This window comes from Nocardioides asiaticus (assembly GCF_040049175.1).
Classification (GTDB): domain Bacteria; phylum Actinomycetota; class Actinomycetes; order Propionibacteriales; family Nocardioidaceae; genus Nocardioides; species Nocardioides cheoyonin.
The window spans coordinates 258,228-280,587 of sequence record NZ_JBDZDM010000002.1 but is presented as its reverse complement, the minus strand read 5'-3'; the positions used below and the strand labels follow the sequence as shown (position 1 = coordinate 280,587).

Here is a 22,360-nt window from a genome sequence, read left to right as displayed (position 1 = left end):
ACAAAGGAGGCGTGCCTAGTCTGAGAGCCGACCCCTGGACCGAGGAGGCAGCGATGACCGACACCGGCATCGGGGAGTCGACGCCCGCGGCACGGCCGGTCCACCCGGCGTACGGCTATCCGACCGAGGAGCGATACCGGCCGCGCGGCTGGGTGCGCCACCTGGCGGGTGTCGCGACGTCCCCGGCGGCCGTGCCGGCGGCGCGGGTGGCGCTCGAGCGGGCCGCCGGGCGACGGGCCGGGCGCCTGCGGGAGGCCGCGGCGCAGGGGCTGGCGCGACGGCGCCGGCCTCTCCGACGGATGCGCGCACTGATGGCCTACCCGGGTGGCCGGCTGCGCTGGCGCGACGTGCCGGCACCGCCGAGCCCCGGGCCGGACGCGGCGGTGGTGCACCCCGTCGCGGTGGCCACCTGCGACCTCGACCGGGCGATGGGACTGGGCATGACGCCGTTCGTGCTTCCGTTCCGGTTCGGCCACGAGTGCGTTGCCGAGGTCACGGAAGTCGGCGAGCGGGTCACGTCGGTCCGCCCCGGGGACCGCGTCGTCGTGCCCTTCCAGATCAGCTGCGGCACCTGCGAGCGGTGCCGGGCGGGGCTGACCGGGAACTGCGCCACGGTGCCGCCGATCTCGATGTACGGCTTCGGCGTCATCGGCGGCCACTGGGGCGGCGTCCTGGCCGACCTCGTCACCGTGCCGTACGCCGACGGCATGCTCGTGCCGCTCCCGGACGGCATCGAGCCGGCCACGGCGGCCTCCGTCGCCGACAACGTCACCGACGGCTACCGCTGCATCGCCCCGCACCTGCCCGGGATCCTGGCGCGCGAGCCCGACACCGACGTACTCCTGCTCACCGAGCTCGGCCGCGGGCTGCCGCTGTCCGCGAGCGCCGCGCTGTACGCCGGCCTCACGGCCAGGGCGCTCGGCGCCCGCCGGGTCCACCTCGTCGACCGCCGCGAGCACGTACGCCGCCACGCCGAGGCGCTCGGCCTGATTCCCCACCCTCCGCGCGAGCTGCGCGGCCTGCCGCCGATGCCGCTGGTGTACGAGGCCAGCGCCACCGCCCGCGGCCTGGCGGCCGCGATCGACAAGACCGCTCCCGACGGCGTCTGTGTCTCGGCGGCCTCGCTGCGCGCCCACACGAGGTTTCCCACCGCGGCGATGTACGGCCGCAACATCACGTACCACCTCGCGCGCTCGCACGCTCGGGCCAACATCCCCGCCGTGCTCGACCTGATCTCCTCCGGTGCTCTCGACCCGTCGCGCGTCACCTCGCACCTCGGCTCGCTCGACACCGCCGACCGGGCGATCGCCGAGCACCTGCGCGGCGAGGCGACGAAGACGATCGTCGTCGAGTGAGGCCTCAGGAGTGTCGGTGGCTGGCGCTAGCTTTGGGAACACCCGATCGAAACCGGTCTCGTGGTCGAGGAGGTGTGTCATGGCCGAGTTGACGCCGGTGCCGGCGGTGCTCGCCTCGGTGCGGCACGCCCGCCGCGAGGTCGCCCGCGCCGCCCACCTCACCGGACTGTTCCCGCGCCCCGACGAGGTCGAGGCGACACTGCGGGAGGTGGGCGCCCTCGAGGTCCAGACCACCGCACTCCGGCTGCGGATGATGGCCGCCGCCGGGCCGGTCGCCGAGCAGACCGGCGCCCGAGATGTGGGCGCCTGGTGGGCCGACGCCCTGCGTGCCGACCACCGCGCCGCTCGCGCCGACCTCACGCTCGCCAAAGCACTCGACCGGTACGAGGTGCTGGCCGCCGCGCTGGCCGAGGGCACCGTCTCGGTCGACCAGGCCCGCGTGATCGCCCGAGCCCTCCAGGCGCTGCCCGACGACCTCACCCCCGGCGAGGTCGCGAAGGCCGAGCAGGTGATGGTCGACGAGGCCGCACGGCTCGACCCGGCCCGGCTCCGCCGGGTCGGCGCCCACCTGCTCGAGGTCCTCGACCCCCAACGCGCCGAGACCGAGCTCGGCAAGAGACTGCTCGCCGAGGAGGAGAGGGCCCACCGGCGGACCTCCCTGACCATCACCGACCCCGGCGACGGCACGTCCTCCTCCGCGGCCGGCTGCCCAGGGCGGCCGGGGTCCGGTTGAAGACCTACCTCGACGCCTTCACCCAACCCCGCCTCGCCCAGCTCGCCGAACGCGGCAAGACCGTCCCCTACGACCGGCTCCTCGGCACCGCGTTCACCCAGATGCTCGAGCGGATCGACCCCGACACCCTGCCCCATCACGGCGGCGACGCCACCACCCTCATCGTCACCATCGACGTCAACCAGCTCCACCGAGAGCTCGGCACCGCCACCATCGGCACCTGCCCCGACGGCGGCAGCGTCAACGGCACCGAGATCTCCGCCGCCGAGGCCCGCCGGCTCGCCTGCACCGCCGGCATCATCCCCGCCGTCCTCAACACCCACAGCGAGGTATTGGACCTCGGCCGCAAGACCCGGCTCTTCACCCCCGCCCAACGCAAAGCCCTCCGAATCAGATACCCGACCTGCGCCGTCGACGGCTGCGACATCCCCGCCCCCTGGACCGACGCCCACCACCTCCACCCCTGGGCCACCGGCGGCCTCTCCGACATGAACAACGCCGTCCTCTTCTGCCGACACCACCACCGACTCGCCCACAACCCCAACTACGCCCTCACAAGACACCCCGACGGCAGCATGAGATTCCACCGACGGACCTAGGCCGGCGGGCCTGGATGCGCTAACCCAGCAGCTCGTCGACCCAGTGCGGCACGAGGGTGCCGGCCGGGCCGTGGCGGGTCTCGTCGAAGAAGTGGCTGCCCTCGGACGGGGCGAGGTTCAGCTCGAGCGTGCTGGCGCCGTACGCCGAGGCGGCCCGGACGAAGCCGGCCGCCGGGTAGACCGCGCCGCTGGTCCCGATCGAGACGAACAGGTCGGCCTTCTGCAGGGCGCGGTCGATGGTGTCGAGCTCGTACGGCATCTCGCCGAACCAGACCACGTCGGGTCGCAGCTCGCTGTAGCCGCAGCCGGGGCAGGGCGGGAAGTCGGCGAGGTCGTCGTCCCACGCGAACCGGCCGTCGCAGGCGCGGCACAGCGCCGAGAGCAGCTCGCCGTGCATGTGGAGGACGCGGCGGGAGCCGGCCCGCTCGTGGAGGTCGTCGATGTTCTGGGTGATGACCAGCAGGCTGTCGCCGACCATCTGCTCGAGCCGGGAGAGCGCGCTGTGGGCGGCGTTCGGCTCGACCTTCTGCACCATCCGCCGGCGCTCGTCGTAGAAGCGGTGGACGACGTCCGGCGAGCGGTCGAACGCCGCCGGCGTGGCGACGTCCTCGACCCGGTGGCCCTCCCACAGCCCGTCGGCGTCGCGGAAGGTGGGCACACCGGACTCGGCCGAGATGCCTGCGCCGGTGAGGACCACGATGTTCATCCCGGACAGGCTATGGCGCCCGTCAAGGGCCACCGCGCGTTCACCCGGTCGAAACGACGCGAGCGCCGTCGCCGGCCGTCAGGCGCCGAGGTAGCGGGCGGCGCCGGCGTACTCGTCGATGTAGCGGTGCTCGACGAGCGGCACCCGCTCCACGCCGCCCTCGACCGTCGTCGTGTTGGTCGGGGCGTCGATGATCGTGCCGTCGTCGACGTACATCCCGACGTGGTGGATCGAGCCAGTGCCGTGGTCGTGGGCGAAGAAGACCAGGTCGCCGGTCCGCAGCTCGTCGCGGGCGACCTTCTGACCGGCGGCGCACTGCGGCCCGGCGTCGCGCGGGATCGTGATGCCGTGGCTGCCGAAGACGGTGCTGGTGAAGCCGGAGCAGTCGAAGCCGTACGCCGACACGCCGGCCCACAGGTAGCGCAGCCCCAGGAACCTCATCGCCGTGGCGACCAGCTCGTCGGCGCTGGGGTAGGGGATGTCCGCGACCGAGTCGAAGACCGCCACGTCGGCCAGCCGCAGCCAGCGGGTGCCGCCCGCGGGCACCGAGACGTGGAGGCCGTTCGGCGTACGCGACAGGAGCGGGAGCCGGGTGTTGAAGGTGAGCTCGAGGTCGGGCTTCGTGCAGAGCGGGTCGGTGAACAGCGTGGCGGTGTTGCTGGTGACCATCGCGAAGGACTTGTCGGCGAGGTGGTCGCGGTAGGAGTCGCTCGTCGCGAGCTGCGCGGTCGGCATCCAGCCGGGGTAGCCGAGCTCGTTGCGCGGGGTCGGCTGGCCGACGACGGCGACGTGGGACCACTCGCCCGAGGTCTCGAGGATCCGCACCGGCGTGCCGTACGCCGCCTGGGTCTCGAGCTCGCCGATCAGCCAGTACCGCTCGGCCAGCGTCATCGCGTCCATCCACGCCGCGGGATCGGCTGGGTTGGTGGTCGACGGCAGGTCGACCGGCCGGTTGCGGCCCGGCGAGACCCAGAGGGTGGCGACCGAGACGTCGATGTACGCCGTCGGTGGGTCGTCCGCCCGCGCGGCGCTGCCGAGCGCGTCGACGACGGTCGGCAGAGCGGTGGCGACGGGGATCCCCGCCATGGCCTTGAGGATGCTGCGACGCCCGAGAGTCACGGCGGCATCCTTGCGAACGATGCCTCGTCAGGTAAAGAGATTTCCGTCAGTCGACCGCGATCGCCGCAAGGGCGTCGCGGATCCGGGACGGGATCTGGACCGGCGTACGCCTCTCCCGGTCGACGAAGACGTGCACGACGTGACCATCGGCGACCGCCTCGTCGGAGTCGTCGGTGAAGATCGCCATCCCGTACGTCACCGCGCGGTTGCCGAGCCGGTCGACCCGCAGGCCCACCCGCAGCAGCTGCGGGTAGGCGACCGGCGCGTGGAAGCGGCAGCCCGATTCGACGACCAGGCCGACCACCTCAGACGCATGGATGTCGAGCCCGCCCCGGTCGATCAGGTAGGCGTTGGCGACCGAGTCGAAGTAGCTGTAGTAGGTGACGTTGTTGACATGCCCGTAGACGTCGTTGTCCTCCCACCGCGTGGTGATCGTGGTGACGTGCGGGTACGCCGCGATGGTCGGTCGCTCGGCAGCCATGGGTGCTGGTTCTACCAGGGCGCGGGGTCCTCGGCCGAGGAGGGTCGCCGAGGGTCCGGGCCCGCGACGGCGGTCAGGCGGGGGGCCGGCGCTGGGCACGGCCCACCGGAATGGTGAGCCGTGCAGTGCGCAGCCCAGGGGTGGTCGCGGCCACGCGCATCACCCCGGGACGTTTCGCCGGGCGCACGATGATCAGCGCCTGGCCGTGCCACGTGTAGCGGGAGGGCTGCTGGAAGCTGTCGATGTTGTGGGGGTTCCCGTTACCGACCGCTGCCAGGGAGCCGGCGCCCTCGACCTCGAACCCGACCTGGAGGGTGGCGTCGGGGACCAATCGGCCGCCGTGGTCGAGAACCTCGACGAGGATGTGAGCAAGGTCGTCACGATCGGTCGTGACCAGCTTCCGGTCGGAGGTGAGCCGCAACGAGGCCGGGCTGCCGGTCGTCGTGAGGCTCTTGCGGCCGACCTCCCTGCCGCCTCGATAGGCCACCGCGGTGAGCTGCCCGGCGTCGTACGGGACGGTGAAGGTGCTGACTGCCTTGTCGGCGCCCGTGACCGTGTTGGTCGCGACGAGCGTGCCGTTGAGATAGAGCTCGACGGTGTCGGCGGAGGTGTAGGCGTGCACGATCATCTCGGTTCCACTGGCGACGTCCCAGTTCCAGCTGGGTTGCTCGTCGTAGTACGCCCACCAGTGCGCGAACTGGACGTTGCCTGTCCCTGGGGCTGGTCGCTCGACGAGCAGCTCGAGGGGGCTGAGTCCGTAGACGACGGCACGCCAGTAGTTCTGCGGCTTGCGCTGTCCGATCAGGTCGATGTCGCCTTGGAAGTCCTGGAACCAGGGGTATCTGGCGCTACCGAAATGGGGCAGCGTGCTCGGGTCGGTCGACGGGGGCCCGTACTTGGGTGCACCGGCCCCCGACTCGCCCAGATAGTCCCAACCGGCCCACACGAAGCTGCCGGCGTACCAGGGATTGTCCTGGGCGAACTGGTAGTCGTCGTAGATCGACGCCGGCCAGCTCTCACTCTGGGTCACCGCTCGATCCGGGTAGGTGGCGTGCAGCGATTCAGGGCTCGGGTCGTCGATGTCGTAGTGGAAGTCGCTGACGTCGACGTACTGGTAGTCGGCGTCGGTGGCGGCCTTGTGAGGAGTTGCGCCCTGGGTGATGGGCCTGCTGCTGTCCAGCGTCTGGATCAGCGCCTTCATCTGGGCCCCGCGCTGACCGTTCGTCGTGTCCTGGATCTCGTTGCCCATCGACCAGATGACGACGCTCGGGTGGTTGCGGTCGCGCTTGATCATCGACGCGAGGTCGGCCCGCCAGTACTCGGGGAAGTAGACGTGATAGTCGTCGGGGGTCTTGCCCGCATCCCAGATGTCGACGAACTCGTCCCAGACGAGCATGCCGAGCTGATCGCAGTAGTCGAGCAGCTCCGGGGAGGGTGGGTTGTGTGCGGTGCGGATCGCGTTGAAGCCGGCTGCCTTGAGGATCTCGATACGCCGCTGTTCGCTTCGCCCCAGGACGACGGCGCCCATCGGCCCGTTGCTGGAGTGGATGTTGGCTCCGCGGAGCTCGGTGCGCTCTCCGTTGAGCACGAACCCGTTCGTGGCGTTCCACTCGATCGACCGGATGCCGAAGGTCGCGCTGTCGGAGTCGGTCGGTCCCGACTCGTCGTACAGGTCGACCCTGGCCGTGTAGAGGTGGGGCCTGTCGGGCGACCACCGCCGGGGGCGGCCGACGGTGAGGTCGGCGTCGAAGCTCACCGTCGAGCCGGGCGCGACGGTGAGCGACGCAGACCGGTGGGTGCCTACCACGTGGCCGTCGGGGTGAACCAGCGTCACCTGTGCGCGCGCCCGCCTCGCCTCCTGGCCGAGGTTCGTGGCTGCCGTCTGCACGTGGACATCCGCTGAGCTCGAGCGGACCGTGGGGGTGGTCACGAAGACGCCGTACGTCGGCACCCGCACGGGGCCCGTGATCGTCAGCCACGTGTGGCGGTAGATGCCGGACCCGGTGTACCAGCGACTGTTGGCTCCGCTGTTGTTGACCCGAACGGCCAGCACGTTGTCGCCGCCCGGGTCCAGGGCGGGCGTGAGGTCGACGACGATCGGTGTGTAACCGTAGGGGTGGAAGTCGAGGTGCTGGCCATTGAGCCACACGTCGACGACCTCGTAGACCCCGTCGAGACGCAGCTCGACGTGGGGTGAGGCCTCGTGAGCAGAGCGAGCGTCGACGAAGTCGCTCAGCCTGAAGTGCTTGCGGTACCAGCCCAATCCGCCGACGGTATAGGCGGTGGAGCCTCCGCCGGCGCTGTTCTGTCGATCGAAGGGACCGACGAGGGACGGCACGTTGCCAGGTGACGGGCCATTGATACCGAGGCTCGTGGTGTAGTCGAAGGTCGACGGGTCCGCCGTCTCGCCGCCGACATTCGTGGGAGCACCAGGCAGGTCCTCGATGCTCCAGTCGTGAGGGACGTCGAGCCGGCGCCATAGGCTGTCGTCGAACGATGCCGCTTCCGCCGCACCCGGGTCGCCGCGCAGGAAGCGCCAGTCCTCATCGAAGGAGAAGGTGCGACCCGCACCGGACCCGGCCGCCGACGGCGCGCCTCTGTCCGGGACCGTGCCGGCATGCGCGGCCGTTCCGCCGGCGGCCAAGGCGCCGGCCGCGAGCGCGCCGACCTGAAGTGCTCGGCGCCGGGTCACGCCGGCGCCACCACCAGCGCCGTCGGCGACCCCCGTTGTCTCCATCGCGTTCGACTCCGTCGACCTGCGATCGCTCATGCCCACCGTCTCCTGTCCGAGAACCCGTCGGAACGACCCGGAGATGTGGGGGCCCTCGTTTCCGGAGCAATCGACTTGGGGCACGCCCAGAGCCACCGAGATAGCATCAGAGTCCCGCACGACCACTCAGGCGTCAACGACGACTTAACGAGAAAGAAACATGATCGACTCGCTTCTGGCATCGGCGGACTGCCCCGCCAGCGGGCGATCCAGTGTGGCGTGTGGGGTCGGGTCGCCTCGCCGCGCCCGACCCACACGCCTGTCAGACCGAGACCGGAAGGTCACCCTTCGACGCTTTGCGCCACCCCGGAGACCTCGAACATGACCTCGGCGCTGGGCTCGACGGGACTTACGGCCCTGACACCGGCGAGACCGACCGCCGCCAGGACCGCGGAGCCGAACATGGCAACGGCAACGACGACGAAGCCGACCGTGTAGGCGTGGGCGAGCGATGACAGGGCCAGCTCGTGGACGCTGGCCGGCATCTGCCCCAGCGGCGCCGCGCCGGGGGCGCCGGGGATCACCGGCAGCGAGTTGATGGCGATGGCTCCACCTTCCTTGGAGATGCCCGTCACGGTTCCGGCGGCCGCGGGGTTCGTGAGTCCGGCGCTGCCGATGGCGGCGCCCAGACCGTCGCTCAGGCGGTTGTTGGCGATCGGCGTGGCGATCGCGCCGATGATGACCGGGCCCAGCGCGAACCCGAAGTCTCGGAGCAGGTTGATCGTGGCGGACGCCATGCCGGCGAGTCGTAGCGGCACGGTGTTGATCGCCACCGCAGTGATCGACCCGACGGTGAAGCAGAAGCCGATGCCGACCAGAAGCATGGGAACGATGTAGTCCGTCCAGGCGGCAGTCGGGCGGGTCTGGATCGCTGCGTAGACGGCACCGGCGCCCATGACGGCGAACCCGGCAGCGAGGACCATCTGCGGGCTGACGGAGTGGATGAGCCGCGCCACCAACGGAAACAGCGCCAAGGCCGGCAACTGCACGAAGAGGAACAGGATGCCCACCTTGACCGGGCTCACGTGCAGGACCGAGCCGATGAAGATCGGCATCGTGAAGGTGGCGCCGAGATACCCGAACATGCCAACGACGGCGACCAGGCCGGTGACCGCGAAGGCTCGGTTCCGGAAGAGGGTGAGGTGCACCAGCGGTGATGCCGTGCGCGTCTCGATGGCGACGAACGCGACCAGGAAGACGGCCGCGACGATGAACCCCACGATGATCTTGCCGCTGCCGTAGCCCTCGGTGGAGCCCTGCGTCAGCGCCCAGATGAGCGCCAGCAGGCCGACGACCAGCGTCACCTGTCCGGGGATGTCCAGGCGCCGTCCCTGGGGTGCCGACGAGTTGACCGCCGGGAGGGAGGCAAGGAGTGCGACCACGGCGGCGACGACGACCAACCAGAACGAGACGCGCCAATGACCGTTCGTCGCCAGGGTGCCCGCGACGATCGGCGAGACCGCGGCACCGACGGACAGGAAGCCCGCCCACAGTGCGATCGCCCGCGCTCGGACGCGCTCGTCGGGAGCGGCCGCGGCGATGAGTGTCAGCGACATGGGGTAGAGCGCACCTGCTCCCACACCCGCGATCGCCTGTCCGGTCCACAACGTGTGGACGTTGGTGCCGGAGTAGTAGGAGATGACCTGTCCGACTGCAACCAGAGCGAGCCCCCCGAGCAGGAGCTGCTTGCGACCGAACAGGTCGCCGAGCACGCCGAAGGTCAGCTCGAAGATGACCATCGCCGCCGCGAAGGACGCTGGCACCCACGTCAGCTGGGAGGAAGAGGTGTTGTACGTCGTCTGGATGGTGCCGATGACCGCCGCGGGAAGCGAGTACGCGACCTGCGCGACGAAGACCCCGAGACACCCGGCGACCAAGGTGGCGGCGAACCTCTGTCCGCCTCGCGCTTGGACGTCACTCATGAGAGCTCCTTGTGAACCGATCTCAACCCGGCACGGACGTGACGAGGGACACAGTGTGTTTGTCGTCCGCCCATCGGCTCGCCTGCCGTCGCGACAGAGAATGCGGCTAGATTTGTCGCGCTGCGATAGTCGCGCCCTGGCTGCAGGGCCGATTGCTCGACCAGAAAGGATCCGGTGCAGTGGCCGATTGGGTCCTCGAGGTGTCGGCGGACACCTCGGCCCTCGATCACGCCTCGGCTCCTCGCGCCGTCGCTGCGGCGCGGGTCGCGATCGGTGACGCCACGACCGCCTGGGGGGTGCAGACCGCCGCCGCGGTCCATGACGAACTGGAGGCGGAGGAGCGCGCAGGCGAGATCCACCTGACAGGCCACGAGCGCTCCGCCCTCGAGGCTTCGGTGCTGGCGATGCTCTCCGGCCTGGTCACGGGCAAGCCGTTCGACCCTCCTCCCGAGGCATTCGCGCAGGTGAGGTGGGCCGCGCGCCAGGGCTTGGCGCTCGATGCGCTGCTGCGAGTCGTGTGGCGCTCGCACTCGGGCGTGCAGCGCAACGTCATCGAGGCGATGACCACCGCCGTGCCGGCGGACCGCCTCGCAACGGAGGTCCGTCGCATATCGGCCGGCCTTCTCGACTTCGTCGCCGTACTGGTGAACGCGCTCAGCACCGTCTTCGAGGAGGAGAGTGCGGCCTGGGGCCGCCACCGCTCCGCGACGATCAGGCGGGTGGTCGACGAGATACTGGAGACCGGTCGCGCCGAACCATCGCTCGAGGAGATCCTGGGCATCCGACTCGCCTGGCATCACGTGGCCGCCGTCCTGTGGCCGCTCGACGTCGCGGCTTACCCGGGCTGGAGCCACGATTCGGCGCACTGGACCGAAGAGGTCAAGACGGTTATCGGCGCCACCACGACGCTCGTGGTCCCGCGCACCGACGGCTCGACCGACGTCGTCTGGTCCTGCGCAGGGAATCTGCCACCTCAAGCCGTGGACTCGCTGCGAGACGTCGCCCTGCCCCCGGGGTTCAGCGCCGCGTTCGGGTTCGACTCATCCGGCGCCGCCGGCTTCCGTGCCACACTGCGAGCGGCGCGCGGGCTCGCCCGCGCGGCCGCCGGCGGCACTCAGACCCGAGTCTGGCTCGCCGACGAGCACGGGGCACTCGCCCTGATGATGCAGGACAGCGATGGAGCTGTGACCTTCGTACGCCGGATGCTCGAGGGGCTCGACAACACGACTGCCAAGGATGCCGTCCTGCGCGAGACGCTTCTCGCGTTTCTGGAACATCAAGGCAGCCGCAACGCCGCCGCTGAGCAGTTGCACGTCGCCGCGACCACCGTCGCCTACCGCGTACAACAGGCCGAGGCCCGGCTCCGCCGTCCTGTCTCCGCCAACCGCACGAACCTGCTGGCAGCGCTCGCTCTCGCCGTGAACTTCCCGGAGCTTCTCCAGTAGGTCGTTGGCGTCACACGACAACGATTTCTCGGATTTCTGTCGCGCTACCGCGTGAAACCAGCCTCAGAAAGCAAGAACACTGTGGCTGCCGTCACTGTGGCTTCGACCACGTCGGCAGTTTCCTGTCTTCTCTGCAGTGGAGGTTTCTGGTGACAACACTGATGAGTCCGCCTTCCTTCGACAGACGCCTGACCGAGGCGCGCGCCCGCATCGAGGCCGTCCTGGGAGCGGACGCAGTCGTCGGAGATCGGGCCGCCGGGGAGTTCCGTGACCCGTATGCGACCTCCCAGACACCCACCCCAGAGGCACGCTTCGTCGTACAGCCGAGCTCCGTGGAGGAGATCCAGCAGGTCCTGCAGATCGCCAACGAGCTCCACGTCCCCGTCTGGACCTCCTCACAGGGACGTAACTTCGGGTACGGCGGCGCCGCTCCGATCACCGAGGGCAGCATCGCCATCAACCTCCGCCGGATGAACCGCATCCTGGAGCTGGACGAGGCCGGCGGGTACGCCGTCATCGAGCCCGGCGTGTCCTTCGAGCAGCTCTACCGCGAGATAAAGTCGCGCGGGGCCAAGCTCTGGATCTCGGTGCCCGACCTCGGGTGGGGCAGCGTCGTCGGGAACACCGCCGAGCATGGCGTGGGATACACGGTTCAGGGCGACCACGCCAGCTCCGTGGCCGGCATGGAGGTCGTCCTCGCCAGCGGCGAGGTGGTCCGCACGGGCCTGTGGGCGGTGCCGAACAACGCCCTCGGCGCGAGGGCGAAGCGCGGCTTCGGCCCCTCGATCGACTCGCTGTTCCTGCAGTCGAACTTCGGCATCATCACGAAGATGGGCGTCTGGCTCATGCCGGAGCCGGAGGTCTTCACGGCCGGTTCGGTCATCATCGATGACGCCGAGCAGATCCCCGTCCTGATCGACACCCTGTCCACGCTGGTCAAGGACGGCACGGTCCAAGGACATCCGCTGATCGTCAGCTCGCCGGAGCCCGAGGGCGGCCGCTGCGGGCCGATGGACGACACCACCGGCAAGTCCAAGAAGCAGAAGCTCTCCGCGACGTTCCCCCCAGGCCGCGTCAACGCCCGCATCTCCTTCTACGGGCACCCAGCGCTGGTGAAGGCGCGCGAGGAGATCCTGCGAGCCGCGGTCGCGCACATCCCCGGACACACCGTGGACCTGCGAACCTACCCCGGCGACGTCGACCCGAGCAGCGTGCATCCGCTCGATCTCGTCCCGGCGGGCATCCCCAACATGTTCCTGCTCGACATGCTGCACAAGCACTTCGGGCCGGGGCTGGGCCACTTCGACTTCTCCCCCATCATCCCGTTCGAGGGCGCGGCCGCCGCGGCGCACGAGCGGATGGTCATGGAGGTCCTCGACGAATACGGGCTGGTCGGCGGCTTCGGCTGGATCGCCCAGTCACGCAGCCTCATCGGTGCCTGCATGATCCTGTTCGACACCGCCGATCCTGACGAGGCCGCTCGTGCCCGGGCTGCCGCCGACCGGCTGATCGACCTGGCCGCCGAGCGCGGTTGGAGCGAGTACCGGGGCCACGTCACCGTCCAGGAGCGCATCGCCTCCCTCTACTGCCGCAACGACAACGCGCTGCGCCGCTTCTACTCCGCTCTCAAGGACGCGCTCGACCCGGCCGGAGTCCTCTCCCCCGGCAGCCACGGCATCTGGCCGAGCGCCCACTGGAACGCCTGACTGTCGACTCGAAGAAGAAGGAAGATCCACCATGCGTGACGTGCAGCTCCTACCACCGACCGTCGTCATTCCACAGACCCAGCGGCCCGAGCCGCGCCACCCGGCCGACGTCGACTGGGAGACCGGCAACAAGTTCCTCAACGGCCCCTTCGCGCCGTGGCACGAGGAGACCGAGGCGTTCGACCTCCCCGTGATCGGAAAGCTCCCCGACGACCTCGCCGGCGCCTTGTTCCGGATCGCGAACAATCCACGCTTCACACCGCTCGACCTGGAGCGCTACCACTGGTGGGAGGGCGACGGCGGCGTAGCGGCGACCTACATCCGCGACGGCAAGGCGTCGTTCCGGATGAAGTGGGTCATGACCGACACCATGAAGGTCGAGGTCGAGGCCGGCGAGGCGATCTACCCCGGCTTCGTGAACGGCGCCGACCCACGGCCGCTGCCGCCGGGCGTACCGCCGGCGAAGAACGTCGCCAACACCAACGTCGGCATCTTCGCCGACCACCTGCTGGTCTACTTCGAGGGCGGCCTGCCCACCGAGATGCATCCGGGCAATCTGGACACCAAGGGTGCGTTCGACTTCAACGGCGGCATCGACATCCTGTGCACCGCACATCACAAGCTCGACCCGAAGACCGGCGACATGCTCTTCTTCGCCGCGGTCGGCCCCAACCTCACCTGGTACCAGGCCGACGCCCAGACCGGGAAGGTCGTGGACACCTTCACCTTCTCGATGGGCTGCCCCGCGATGGTGCACGACTACATCGTCAGCGAGCACCACGCCATCTTCCTGATCTCCCCGACGCAGTTCCGGATCGACCGGATCATGGAAGGCCGACCCGGCGTGCTGTGGGACCTCGACGCCGTCCCGGACGGCTCCCGCTTCGCCGTACTCGACCGCCGCACCCACGAGGTGACCTGGTACGAGACCGGCGTCATGCTCGCCCCGACGCACTTCTTCAACGCCTATGAGACGCCGACCGGCTTCGTGGTCGACCTGCACGTCATCGAGCGGCTCGGCAACCCCGCCACTCACGCCGACGACCCGGTGAGCTCGCACAGCTGGTTCCCGCCGGCGATGGCTTGGCGCTTCACCCTGGACAAGGCCAGCAAGAAGGCGACGAACGCGATGCTGAGCGGCATCGCCGGCGAGTTCCCGAAGATCAACGACTCCTTCCTCGGCCAGCAGCTGCGCTACGGCTACTTCGCCACCACCCGCGACCTCTCGCCGCTGACCATGACCGACGGCATGGCGCGCTACGACTTCGCCGCTGGCCAGACGCTGGTGGTCGAGGGCGTCGACGGGCTCACCAGCCCGTCCGAGCCCGTGTTCGTGCAGCGGCGCGGCGCGACCGAGGAGAACGACGGCTACCTGCTGTCGCTGTGGTGGAACCCCGCCACCGGCCTCTCCGAGCTGCTCGTGCACGACACCGTCGAGTTCGCACGCGAGCCGCTCGCCCGCGTCAAGCTTCCCGTCCGCGTCCCGTTCGCCTTCCACGGCACCTGGGCCGGGGCCGAGCAGCTCGACTCCGCGATCGCCGCACAGGACGCCTGACCACCTCAGCAAGGAGACACCATGAGCAACATCTGGGACGAGAAGATCTTCAGCGGCACGTACGTCGCCGGCGCCGCGGGCACCCTCGAGGTCAAGGCACCCGCGACCGGTGAGGTGATCGCGACGATCGGTCATGCCGACGTGACCGACCTCGACAACGCCGTCGTCGCGGCGAAGGCCGCTCAGCCGGCGTGGGCGGCGCTGCCCTACACCGAGCGCGCGGCGGTGATGACCAAGGCGGCCGCCCTGCTGGCCGAGAACCCCGAGCGGCTGACCCGCTGGCTGGTGCCGGAGTCCGGCTCCGGCCACGGCAAGGCCGACTTCGAGGCGATGCTGGTCACCTCCGAGCTGCAGGCCGGCGCTGCCCTGGCTGCTCAGCCCTATGGTCAGATGCTGCGGTCGATGAAGCCGCGCGTGTCGATCGGCCGCTACGTGCCGGTCGGAGTGGTCGGGGTGATCAGCCCGTTCAACTTCCCGGCCATACTCTCGATGCGCTCCGTCGCCCCGGCGCTCGCCCTGGGCAACGCCGTGGTCCTCAAGCCGGACCCGCGCACCTCGATCTCGGGAGGGCTGGCATTGGCCGAGCTGCTCGCCGAGGCGGGCCTGCCCGAGGGGCTGCTGCACGTGCTCCCGGCGGGCGCTGAGGTCGGCGCCGCGCTGGTTGCCCACCACGACGTACCGTGCATTTCCTTCACCGGCTCCACCGCCGCCGGCCGCAAGATCGGCGAGGCCGCCGGCCCGCTGCTGAAGAAGGTCCACCTCGAGCTGGGCGGCAACAACGCCCTGTTGGTGATGCCCGACGCCGACATCGACGCGGCAGCCTCGGCGGGCGCCTGGGGCTCGTTCCTGCACCAGGGCCAGATCTGCATGACCACCGGCCGGCACCTGGTACCCAAGGACAAGGTCGAGGAGTACGCCGCCAAGCTGGCCGAGAAGGCCGAGCACCTTCCCGTCGGTGACCCCACCGACCCGGCCAACGCGCTCGGCCCGATCATCGACGAGAACCAGCTCAAGCACGTCCACTCCATCGTCGAGGAGACCGTCGCCGCGGGTGCGAAGCTGCTCGTCGGCGGCACCCACGAGGGGCTCTTCTACCGGCCGACCGTCCTGGCCGACGTCCCCCTGGACAGCCCGGCGTTCAGTCAGGAGATCTTCGGGCCGGTGGCACCCGTCGTGGGCTACGAGACCCTCGAGGAGGCCGTCGAGATCATCAACTCCTCCGAGTACGGCCTCTCGGTGGCAATCCTGACCGGCAACCCGTTCAAGGCCTTCGAGCTCGCCGAGCGGATCAAGTCCGGCGCCGTGCACATCAACGACCAGACGGTCGACGACGAGGCGGTCGCGCCCTTTGGCGGCACCAAGGCCTCGGGTGTGGGGGGCCACTTCGGCACCTCGGTCAACCTCGACACCTTCTGCGACGTGCAGTGGGTGACGATCCAGGGCGACATCGAGCGCTATCCCTTCTGAGCCGTCCCCATTGGCACGTCGAAGGCCCGGATACTCACGGATCCGGGCCTTCGATGTCTCGGCGCCGGCTCGCGGATCGAACCCGCTTCGATCAGCGCTCAGCGCGGCCAGCCGGTGTAGCCCTCGGCCAGGTACGTGGCCCCGGCGGTCGACTCCACGATCGAGGCGAGCTCCCCCAGCTGGCGCTGCTCGTCGAACTCGCTGGCGCCATCGAGGCGATGCAGCATCGTAGTCATCCAGTAGGAGAAGTGCTGCGCCTTCCACACCCGCGCCAGCGCTCGCTCGCCGTACTCCGCCAGCGCCACCTCATCCTTCCCGTTGATGGCTCGCTCAAGGCACTCCGCCAGCACCCGGACATCGGCGAGGGCCAGGTTGAGGCCCTTCGCGCCGGTCGGCGGGACGGTGTGCGCCGCGTCGCCGGCGAGCAGCAGCCGGCCGTGCCGCATCGGGGTCTGCACGAAGCTGCGAAAGGGCAGCACGGTCCGCTCGATCACGGGCCCCTCGTTCAACGAGAAGCCGTCCTCACCGGCCAGTCGCGCCTGCAGCTCGCACCAGATCCGGTCGTCCGACCAGTCCGCGACGTCCTCGGCCGGATCGCACTGGAAATAAAGCCGCTGGACGGTCGCCGTGCGCTGGCTGACCAGTGCGAAGCCGCGCTCGGAGCGGGTGTAGATCAGCTCCGGCGCGCTCGGCGCCGACTCGGTCAGGATGCCGAACCAGGCGAACGGATACTCCCTGAAGTGCTGCGTCGCGTCCGGGACCAGCGCCCGGCAGATGCTGCGCGACCCGTCCGCGCCGACCACCAGATCCGCGGCGATCTCGTGCCGGACGCCGTCGGCGTCGCTGTAGTGGACCCGCGGCGCATCGACGACGTCGAGGACCTCGGTGTCGGCGATGCCGTAACGCAGGTCGCCGTCATCCGCGGTACGCCGGGCGTGAAGATCGACGAAGACATCGGTCTGCGGATAGAGCCAGCAGGAGGCGCCGACCAGGCCCTCGAAGTCGACGCGGTGGCTGAGGCCGTTGAAGCGCAGGTCGATGCCCTCGTGCCGGTGTCCGTCCCGGACCACGCGGTCCACACCCGAGTCGACCAGCAGCCGCACGCTGTCACGCTCCAGGATCCCGGCCCGGTGGGTGTGCTCGATGGTGTGCGCAGAGCGGTTGTCGAGCACCACCGACTCGATCCCGGCCAGATGGAGCAGATGCGAGAGCATCAGACCTGCCGGTCCGCCACCGACGATCGCGACCTGGGTCCGGGTAGTGCTCGCAATGGCGTCTGTCATGGCCGAACGCTAGAGACCACTCTCGCCGGTGCGCGACGATATGATGTCGCTCAGCGAAAAGAGGTGACGATGTCGGGCGGAGCACCACCAGGGGCGTCCCTCGTCGCAAGGACCCTCGACGTGCTGGGCGCCTTTGACGATCAGCATCGCCGCCTGACCCTCTCGGCCATCGCCGAGCGCGCCGGTCTGTCACCGGCAACCACCCTGCGAATCGTGCGTGAGCTCGTCGCGGGGCGCGCGCTGGTCCGCCGGGAGGGTCGCACCTACGTCATCGGTCATCGGCTCTGGACCCTCGGGCTGCTCTCTCCCACGCAGACTGGACTGCGCGACATTGCCTCCCCCTACCTGCACGACATCCACGCCGCGACCCGGGCGACCGTCCATCTGGCGGTGCGAGAGGAGCTTCAGGCGCTGTACCTGGAGCGCATCTCCGGGCAGGCCTCCGTTCCGGTGGTCAGCCGCGTCGGCGGCCATCTCCCACTGCACGCCACCGGCGTTGGGAAGGCGCTGCTGGCCTATGCCCCTGAGGAGGTGGCGCAGCAGGTGATGCGGCGGCCACGGCCATTCACGCCGTACACCGTCACCTCCCCCGGACTTCTGGCCCGCCAGCTCGACCGAGTGCGCATGGACGGGTACGCGACCACCCGTGAAGAAATGACCCTCGGCGCCTGCTCGATCGGCGTCCCCGTGCGCGCGGGCGACGACGTGGTCGCGGCGGTCGGCGTTGTCGTCCCCGACTTCCGCCGCGACAAGGCCCGTCTCATCGCCGCCCTCACCGTCGCCGCACGCGCGATCGGCCGAGGTCTCGGCAATGGTGGCGCAGCGGCTGGTGGTGGCGCAGCGGCTGGCAAGGTGCACTGACCACCCGCCAGTGTCTGTCGAGCGCCTCGCCGCTCTGCCAACTCGGCGAAGACCTGCTGCTCCGGGACGGCTCAGTAGTACCAGGGGTACGGCGACCAGTCCGGCTCGCGCTTCTCGAGGAACTGGTCGCGGCCCTCCTGGGCCTCGTCGGTCATGTACGCCAGCCGGGTGGTCTCGCCGGCGAAGAGCTGCTGGCCGACGAGGCCGTCGTCGAGAAGGTTGAAGGCGTACTTCAGCATCCGCTGCGCCGTCGGGCTCTTGCCGTTGACCAGGCGGCCCCACTCGAGGGCGGTGGCCTCGAGCTCGGCGTGCGGGACCGCCTTGTTGACGGTGCCCATGCGTACGCCGTCCTCCGCGGAGTACTCCTGTCCGAGGAAGAAGATCTCGCGGGCGAACTTCTGGCCGACCTGTCGCGCGAGGTAGGCCGAGCCGTAGCCGCCGTCGAAGCTGCCCACGTCGGCGTCGGTCTGCTTGAACCGGGCATGCTCGTGGCTCGCGAGGGTGAGGTCGCAGACCACGTGCAGGCTGTGACCACCGCCCGCCGCCCAGCCGGGAACGACGCAGATGACCACCTTCGGCATGAACCGGATGAGCCGCTGGCACTCGAGGATGTGGAGCCGGGCGAGCTTGGCCTTGTCGATAGGACCGGGCGCGGCGCCCGCGGCGGTGTGGCCCTCCGTCTCGTACTGGTAGCCCGCCTTCCCGCGGATCCGCTGGTCCCCGCCGGTGCAGAAGGAGTGCTTGCCGTTCTTGGGGCTGGGTCCGTTGCCGGTGAGCAGGACGCAGCCCACGTCGGCGGAGGTGCGCGCGTGCTCGAGGACGCGGAGCAGCTCGTCGACGGTGTGCGGCCGGAACGCGTTCAGCACGTCCGGTCGGTCGAACGCCACCCGGACGGTGCCGTGCGCCTTCGCGCGGTGATAGGTGAGGTCGGTGAGGTCGGTGCCGCTGATGAAGCCGGGTACCTCGTCCCACTGGGACGGGTCGAACGTGTCGCTGACTCCCTCGATGGCGCTCATGGACGGTGAGGCTATCCCCCGGTGTCCGACGGAATACCGCGGGCGGGATCGGGGATTGGGAGGGGTATGGCAGATCTTCTCGAAGGCGACTACGAGCCCAGCGCCCAGAAGTGGGTGCGCGACCAGGTCGAGCTCTACGAGTCGACCGGCGGCAAGGAGGGCTGGCACCTCCAGGACCGCGAGGACTGGCCGATCGTGGTCATCACCTCCGTGGGCGCGAAGTCGGGCAAGCTGCGCAAGAACCCGGTGATGCGGGTGGAGAAGGACGGCAGCTACCTCGCGGTGGCGTCGTACGGCGGCGGCCCGAAGCACCCGGTCTGGTACCACAACTTCCTCGCCAACCCCGTCGTCCAGCTGCAGGACGGTCCGGAGCCCCGGCTCTACAAGGCCCGGCTGATCGAGGGCAGCGAGTACGACGAGTGGTGGGAGCGCGCGGTCGAGGTCTACGAGCCGTACGCCGAGTACAAGCCGCGCGCCGAGGCCGCGGGCCGCACCATCCCGCTGTTCCTGCTCGAGCCGCTCGACTGATCGTGTGAGGGGCGTCACCTGCCCTGGGTCCTGCTCGTTGGCCCAGGCATGAGACGCCCCCTTCTCACGATCCTGGCCGTCCTCGCCCTGGCCGTTCTCGCCCTGGCGCTCCCGCTGGCGCCGGGCGGCGCCCATGCCGCGACCGCGAAGCCGAAGCCGGGCAGCCCGGCGTACGACGTCGCCGACGCGCGGAACATGGCGGCGGCGTACGGCCGGATCACCGGGCCGGGCGGGCAGCTGCGCAACCCGGCGTACCTCCCGGCGCTGGTAGCCACCGGCGCGGTCACCAACGCCTCCCAGCTGCTGCAGCAGGCGGCGACGCCGACCCGGCTCGCGATCACGCCGGGTGAGGTGGTGCCAGGCTGGAACGTCGGCAACCCGCTGCGCGCGGGCTGGGACGGTACCCGGGGCGAGATGAAGGCGGTCGCGTTCACCAACAGGTACGGCGCGCTGCTGCGGGGCCACGTCTACCGGCCGCTGCCCGGAGCGCGCGACCCCTACACGCACGAGCGGCTGCGGCCGCCGTTCCCCGGCGTCGTCATCACCGAGGGCTCGGTGCAGGGCTCGGAGGGGATGTACGAGTGGCTGGCGCAGGACCTCGCCGAGCGCGGCTACGTCGTGCTGACGTACGACGTCCAGGGTCAGGGCACCAGCGAGACGCTCCCGCACGACGGACCCGTGGACGCGCTGCCGTTCTGCAACCCGTTCGCCGAGCCGCGCGACGGCGAGACGCTCGGCTGCCCGGGGGTGCCGTCGCAGCAGCTCTCCAACTTCGTCGTCGGCACGCAGGACGCGCTCGGCTTCTTCACCTCGACCCCGTCGCGGCACTACCGGAACCCGAAGGCGGCGGGCGCGCCGGTGACGGCGTACAACCCCTACTGGCGGCTCTTCGACCGCTCCCCCGACCGGCGCACCGCCACCCCCGGTCGCACCACCCGGATCGCGATCATCGGGCATTCGATGGGCGCGGCGGCGGTCTCGAAGGTGCAGGGCACGAGCAAGCGGGTCGAGGCGGTCGTGGCGCTCGACAAGCTGACCGGCCCGGACTCGCCGCCGCCGCTCGACGGGACCGGGAACAAGCCGGTCGTACCCGCGCTGGCCGTGCAGTCGGAGTACGGCTTCACCGTGACGCCGTGGGAGCTGAGCGGCGGCAGCGGGCTCAACCCGGAGCCGTCGCCGGACGGTCCGGACCCGGTGCGCGAGCGCCGGACCGGGTACGACGACTGGCGGCGCGCCGGGAAGAACACCATGCTCGTGGTGCCGCGCGCGTCGACCCACCTGGACTACACCGACATCCCGCTCGTGCTGCCCGCGAGCCGCTACGGGCAGGACGTCGCGAGCGTCTACGTGCAGCGCTGGCTGGGCCGCTATCTCAAGCACGACGTGAGCGTCGGCCAGATCCTGAACCCGACGCTGCGCTACCTCGAGCCGGTCGGCGACGGGGTGTGGAAGCCGGTCACGCTGCACCGCGACCGGCGGCTCAGCGGCTACTACTGCTCGGCGTACTCCCTCCACGCCGACGGCGGCTGGCGGCGCAGCCCCGATATCACAGGAGTGGGGTGCCGCTGACCTCCGTCCCGCAGAAATCTGCGGGCAACGGACGCGCAACACCGGTGTCCGAAGCGGCGTTAGGGTCGGGGGCATGCCGTACCTGCTGCGCGTGGAGCTGCCCGACGTCCCCGGTTCGCTGGGGCGTCTCGCCTCCGCCATCGGTGAGGCCGGGGGCGACATCGAGGCGATCGAGATCGTGGAGAAGAACCACGGTGGCACCGCCGTCGACGACGTCCTTCTCGAGACGGCGCCGGGCGCCATGCCGGACGGGATCGTCTCGGCGTGCAACCAGCTCGACGGCGTACGCGTGATCTGGATCAGCAGGTACGCCGCCGGCGGCAACCTCTTCTTGGACCTCGAGGCCGTCGAGGACCTCACCGAGAATCCCGACGAGGCGCTCGACCGGCTCGTCGACGTCCTCCCGCTGACGTTCCGCGCGGACTGGGCGGTCCGCGTGCACCGCGTCCACGGCACCGGCACCTGCACCGAGGGCGCGCCGCAGGACCTGCCGTTCGTGGAGATCGAGCGACCGAGCCGGCTCGACGTCGAGGGCGACGAGGAGAACCTGTACGCCGGGGCGCGGATCGACGGCAACGAGATCGTCATCATCGGGCGACGGGGTGGGCCGGAGTTCCTGGACTCCGAGCTGGCCCGGCTCGGCCACCTGGTGTCGCTGGCCGGGTCCATCGCGAACCCGTGAGCGCGGAGCTCGTCTCGCGGGTCGCCACCCGCGAGGACCTGCCGGCGCTGGCCGAGGTCATGACCGCGGCGATCGGCGAGCTGCAGCGCGGCTTCCTCACGCCGGAGCAGATCGAGTCCAGCCGGACGATCATGGGCATCGACACCCAGCTGGTCGAGGACGGCACCTACTACGTCGTGCTCGCCGGGCCCGAGGAGGACGCCCCGATCGCCGGCTGCGGCGGCTGGAGCCGGCGGGCGACGCTGTACGGCGGCGACCACACGCCCGGGCGCGACGCCGCGCTGCTGGACCCGGCGGTCGACGCGGCGCGGGTCCGCGCGATGTACACCCGTCCGGCGTACGCCCGCCGCGGCGTCGGCCGGCTCATCCTCTCGCTCTGCGAGCGGGCGGCCGCCCGGGAGGGGTTCACCCGGCTGGAGCTGATGGGGACGATGTCGGGGCAGCCGCTGTACGCGGCGTACGGCTTCGAGGCCGTCGAGGAGGTCATCGACGACCGCGGCGGCGCGCCCGTGCCGCTGGTGCGGATGGTCAAGCAGATCGAGGCCTGAACTCCCGACTCGACC

Annotated in this window: 19 protein-coding genes; 12 read left to right on the top strand and 7 right to left on the bottom strand. The window is 70.3% G+C overall.

All coding sequences use genetic code 11. The features are described 5' to 3' along the window. Positions 1 to 53: 53 nt before the first annotated feature. From ABLE53_RS07110 to ABLE53_RS07100, 3 genes are all read left to right on the top strand, one after another. Positions 54 to 1,355, top strand: coding sequence for a zinc-dependent alcohol dehydrogenase (locus tag ABLE53_RS07110; protein ID WP_348858064.1), 1,302 nt, complete (start codon positions 54 to 56; stop codon positions 1,353 to 1,355). Positions 1,356 to 1,434: 79 nt separating this feature from the next. After that, positions 1,435 to 2,088 carry a DUF222 domain-containing protein gene (locus ABLE53_RS07105; protein ID WP_348858063.1) on the top strand — a complete coding sequence of 218 codons (654 nt, stop codon included), beginning with the start codon at positions 1,435 to 1,437 and terminating at the stop codon, positions 2,086 to 2,088. Then, positions 2,085 to 2,687 carry an HNH endonuclease signature motif containing protein gene (locus tag ABLE53_RS07100; RefSeq protein ID WP_348858062.1) on the top strand — a complete coding sequence of 201 codons (603 nt, stop codon included), beginning with the start codon at positions 2,085 to 2,087 and terminating at the stop codon, positions 2,685 to 2,687. The genes ABLE53_RS07105 and ABLE53_RS07100 overlap by 4 nt, the downstream gene beginning before the upstream one ends. Before the next feature lie 19 nt (positions 2,688 to 2,706). Here the strand turns inward: ABLE53_RS07100 and ABLE53_RS07095 are convergent, their stop codons facing one another. From ABLE53_RS07095 to ABLE53_RS07075, 5 genes are all read right to left on the bottom strand, one after another. Further along, positions 2,707 to 3,393: an NAD-dependent deacylase gene (locus tag ABLE53_RS07095; protein WP_348858061.1), complete on the bottom strand. Its 687-nt coding sequence runs from the start codon at positions 3,391 to 3,393 to the stop codon at positions 2,707 to 2,709. A 78-nt stretch (positions 3,394 to 3,471) separates the two neighbouring features. Then, positions 3,472 to 4,512: a C40 family peptidase gene (locus ABLE53_RS07090; protein WP_348858060.1), complete on the bottom strand. Its 1,041-nt coding sequence runs from the start codon at positions 4,510 to 4,512 to the stop codon at positions 3,472 to 3,474. Between the two features lie 46 nt (positions 4,513 to 4,558). Then, on the bottom strand, positions 4,559 to 4,993 hold the full coding sequence (locus tag ABLE53_RS07085) for an acyl-CoA thioesterase (protein WP_348858059.1): 435 nt from the start codon (positions 4,991 to 4,993) through the stop codon (positions 4,559 to 4,561). Positions 4,994 to 5,066: 73 nt separating this feature from the next. After that, on the bottom strand, positions 5,067 to 7,763 hold the full coding sequence (locus ABLE53_RS07080; RefSeq protein WP_348858058.1) for a glycoside hydrolase family 2 TIM barrel-domain containing protein: 2,697 nt from the start codon (positions 7,761 to 7,763) through the stop codon (positions 5,067 to 5,069). A gap of 281 nt (positions 7,764 to 8,044) precedes the next feature. After that, positions 8,045 to 9,685 (bottom strand): MFS transporter, encoded by a 1,641-nt coding sequence (locus ABLE53_RS07075; RefSeq protein WP_348858057.1) that lies wholly within the window; start codon positions 9,683 to 9,685, stop codon positions 8,045 to 8,047. 296 nt (positions 9,686 to 9,981) lie between these two features. Here ABLE53_RS07075 and ABLE53_RS07070 point away from each other — a divergent pair, with 296 nt between their 5' ends. The 4 genes from ABLE53_RS07070 (at position 9,982) to ABLE53_RS07055 (ending at position 15,858) form a co-directional block, all read left to right on the top strand. Next, the gene (locus tag ABLE53_RS07070) at positions 9,982 to 11,130 is read left to right on the top strand and encodes a helix-turn-helix domain-containing protein (RefSeq protein WP_348858056.1); all 1,149 of its coding nucleotides are present in this window, start codon (positions 9,982 to 9,984) and stop codon (positions 11,128 to 11,130) included. A 161-nt stretch (positions 11,131 to 11,291) separates the two neighbouring features. Then, positions 11,292 to 12,836: an FAD-binding oxidoreductase gene (locus tag ABLE53_RS07065; RefSeq protein WP_348858055.1), complete on the top strand. Its 1,545-nt coding sequence runs from the start codon at positions 11,292 to 11,294 to the stop codon at positions 12,834 to 12,836. A 31-nt stretch (positions 12,837 to 12,867) separates the two neighbouring features. Further along, entirely contained in the window at positions 12,868 to 14,391 is a 1,524-nt protein-coding gene (locus tag ABLE53_RS07060) for a carotenoid oxygenase family protein (RefSeq protein WP_348858054.1), read from the top strand. 21 nt (positions 14,392 to 14,412) lie between these two features. Next, the gene (locus ABLE53_RS07055; protein ID WP_348858053.1) at positions 14,413 to 15,858 is read left to right on the top strand and encodes an aldehyde dehydrogenase family protein; all 1,446 of its coding nucleotides are present in this window, start codon (positions 14,413 to 14,415) and stop codon (positions 15,856 to 15,858) included. A gap of 98 nt (positions 15,859 to 15,956) precedes the next feature. On the opposite strand, the gene ABLE53_RS07050 is transcribed toward ABLE53_RS07055, so the two are convergent. Then, complete coding sequence (locus ABLE53_RS07050) at positions 15,957 to 17,141, bottom strand: 4-hydroxybenzoate 3-monooxygenase (protein ID WP_348858052.1); 1,185 nt, start codon at positions 17,139 to 17,141, stop codon at positions 15,957 to 15,959. A 69-nt stretch (positions 17,142 to 17,210) separates the two neighbouring features. On the opposite strand from ABLE53_RS07050, the gene ABLE53_RS07045 reads away from it, so the two are divergent. Further along, positions 17,211 to 18,002: an IclR family transcriptional regulator gene (locus tag ABLE53_RS07045; protein ID WP_348858051.1), complete on the top strand. Its 792-nt coding sequence runs from the start codon at positions 17,211 to 17,213 to the stop codon at positions 18,000 to 18,002. A gap of 71 nt (positions 18,003 to 18,073) precedes the next feature. On the opposite strand, the gene ABLE53_RS07040 is transcribed toward ABLE53_RS07045, so the two are convergent. Further along, positions 18,074 to 19,018: a 1,4-dihydroxy-2-naphthoyl-CoA synthase gene (locus tag ABLE53_RS07040; RefSeq protein WP_348858050.1), complete on the bottom strand. Its 945-nt coding sequence runs from the start codon at positions 19,016 to 19,018 to the stop codon at positions 18,074 to 18,076. 66 nt (positions 19,019 to 19,084) lie between these two features. Here ABLE53_RS07040 and ABLE53_RS07035 point away from each other — a divergent pair, with 66 nt between their 5' ends. The 4 genes from ABLE53_RS07035 to ABLE53_RS07020 all read left to right on the top strand — a co-directional run bounded on the left by ABLE53_RS07035 (position 19,085) and on the right by ABLE53_RS07020 (position 22,345). Continuing rightward, positions 19,085 to 19,546 (top strand): nitroreductase family deazaflavin-dependent oxidoreductase, encoded by a 462-nt coding sequence (locus tag ABLE53_RS07035; protein WP_348858048.1) that lies wholly within the window; start codon positions 19,085 to 19,087, stop codon positions 19,544 to 19,546. Positions 19,547 to 19,594: 48 nt separating this feature from the next. Beyond that, a complete protein-coding gene (locus tag ABLE53_RS07030; RefSeq protein WP_348858047.1) occupies positions 19,595 to 21,115 on the top strand; it encodes an alpha/beta hydrolase family protein in 1,521 nt (506 codons plus the stop codon). Positions 21,116 to 21,188: 73 nt separating this feature from the next. Beyond that, positions 21,189 to 21,797 (top strand): ACT domain-containing protein, encoded by a 609-nt coding sequence (locus ABLE53_RS07025; protein ID WP_348858046.1) that lies wholly within the window; start codon positions 21,189 to 21,191, stop codon positions 21,795 to 21,797. Beyond that, complete coding sequence (locus tag ABLE53_RS07020) at positions 21,794 to 22,345, top strand: GNAT family N-acetyltransferase (RefSeq protein WP_348858045.1); 552 nt, start codon at positions 21,794 to 21,796, stop codon at positions 22,343 to 22,345. Before ABLE53_RS07025 ends, ABLE53_RS07020 begins: the two co-directional genes overlap by 4 nt. Positions 22,346 to 22,360 lie beyond the last annotated feature (15 nt).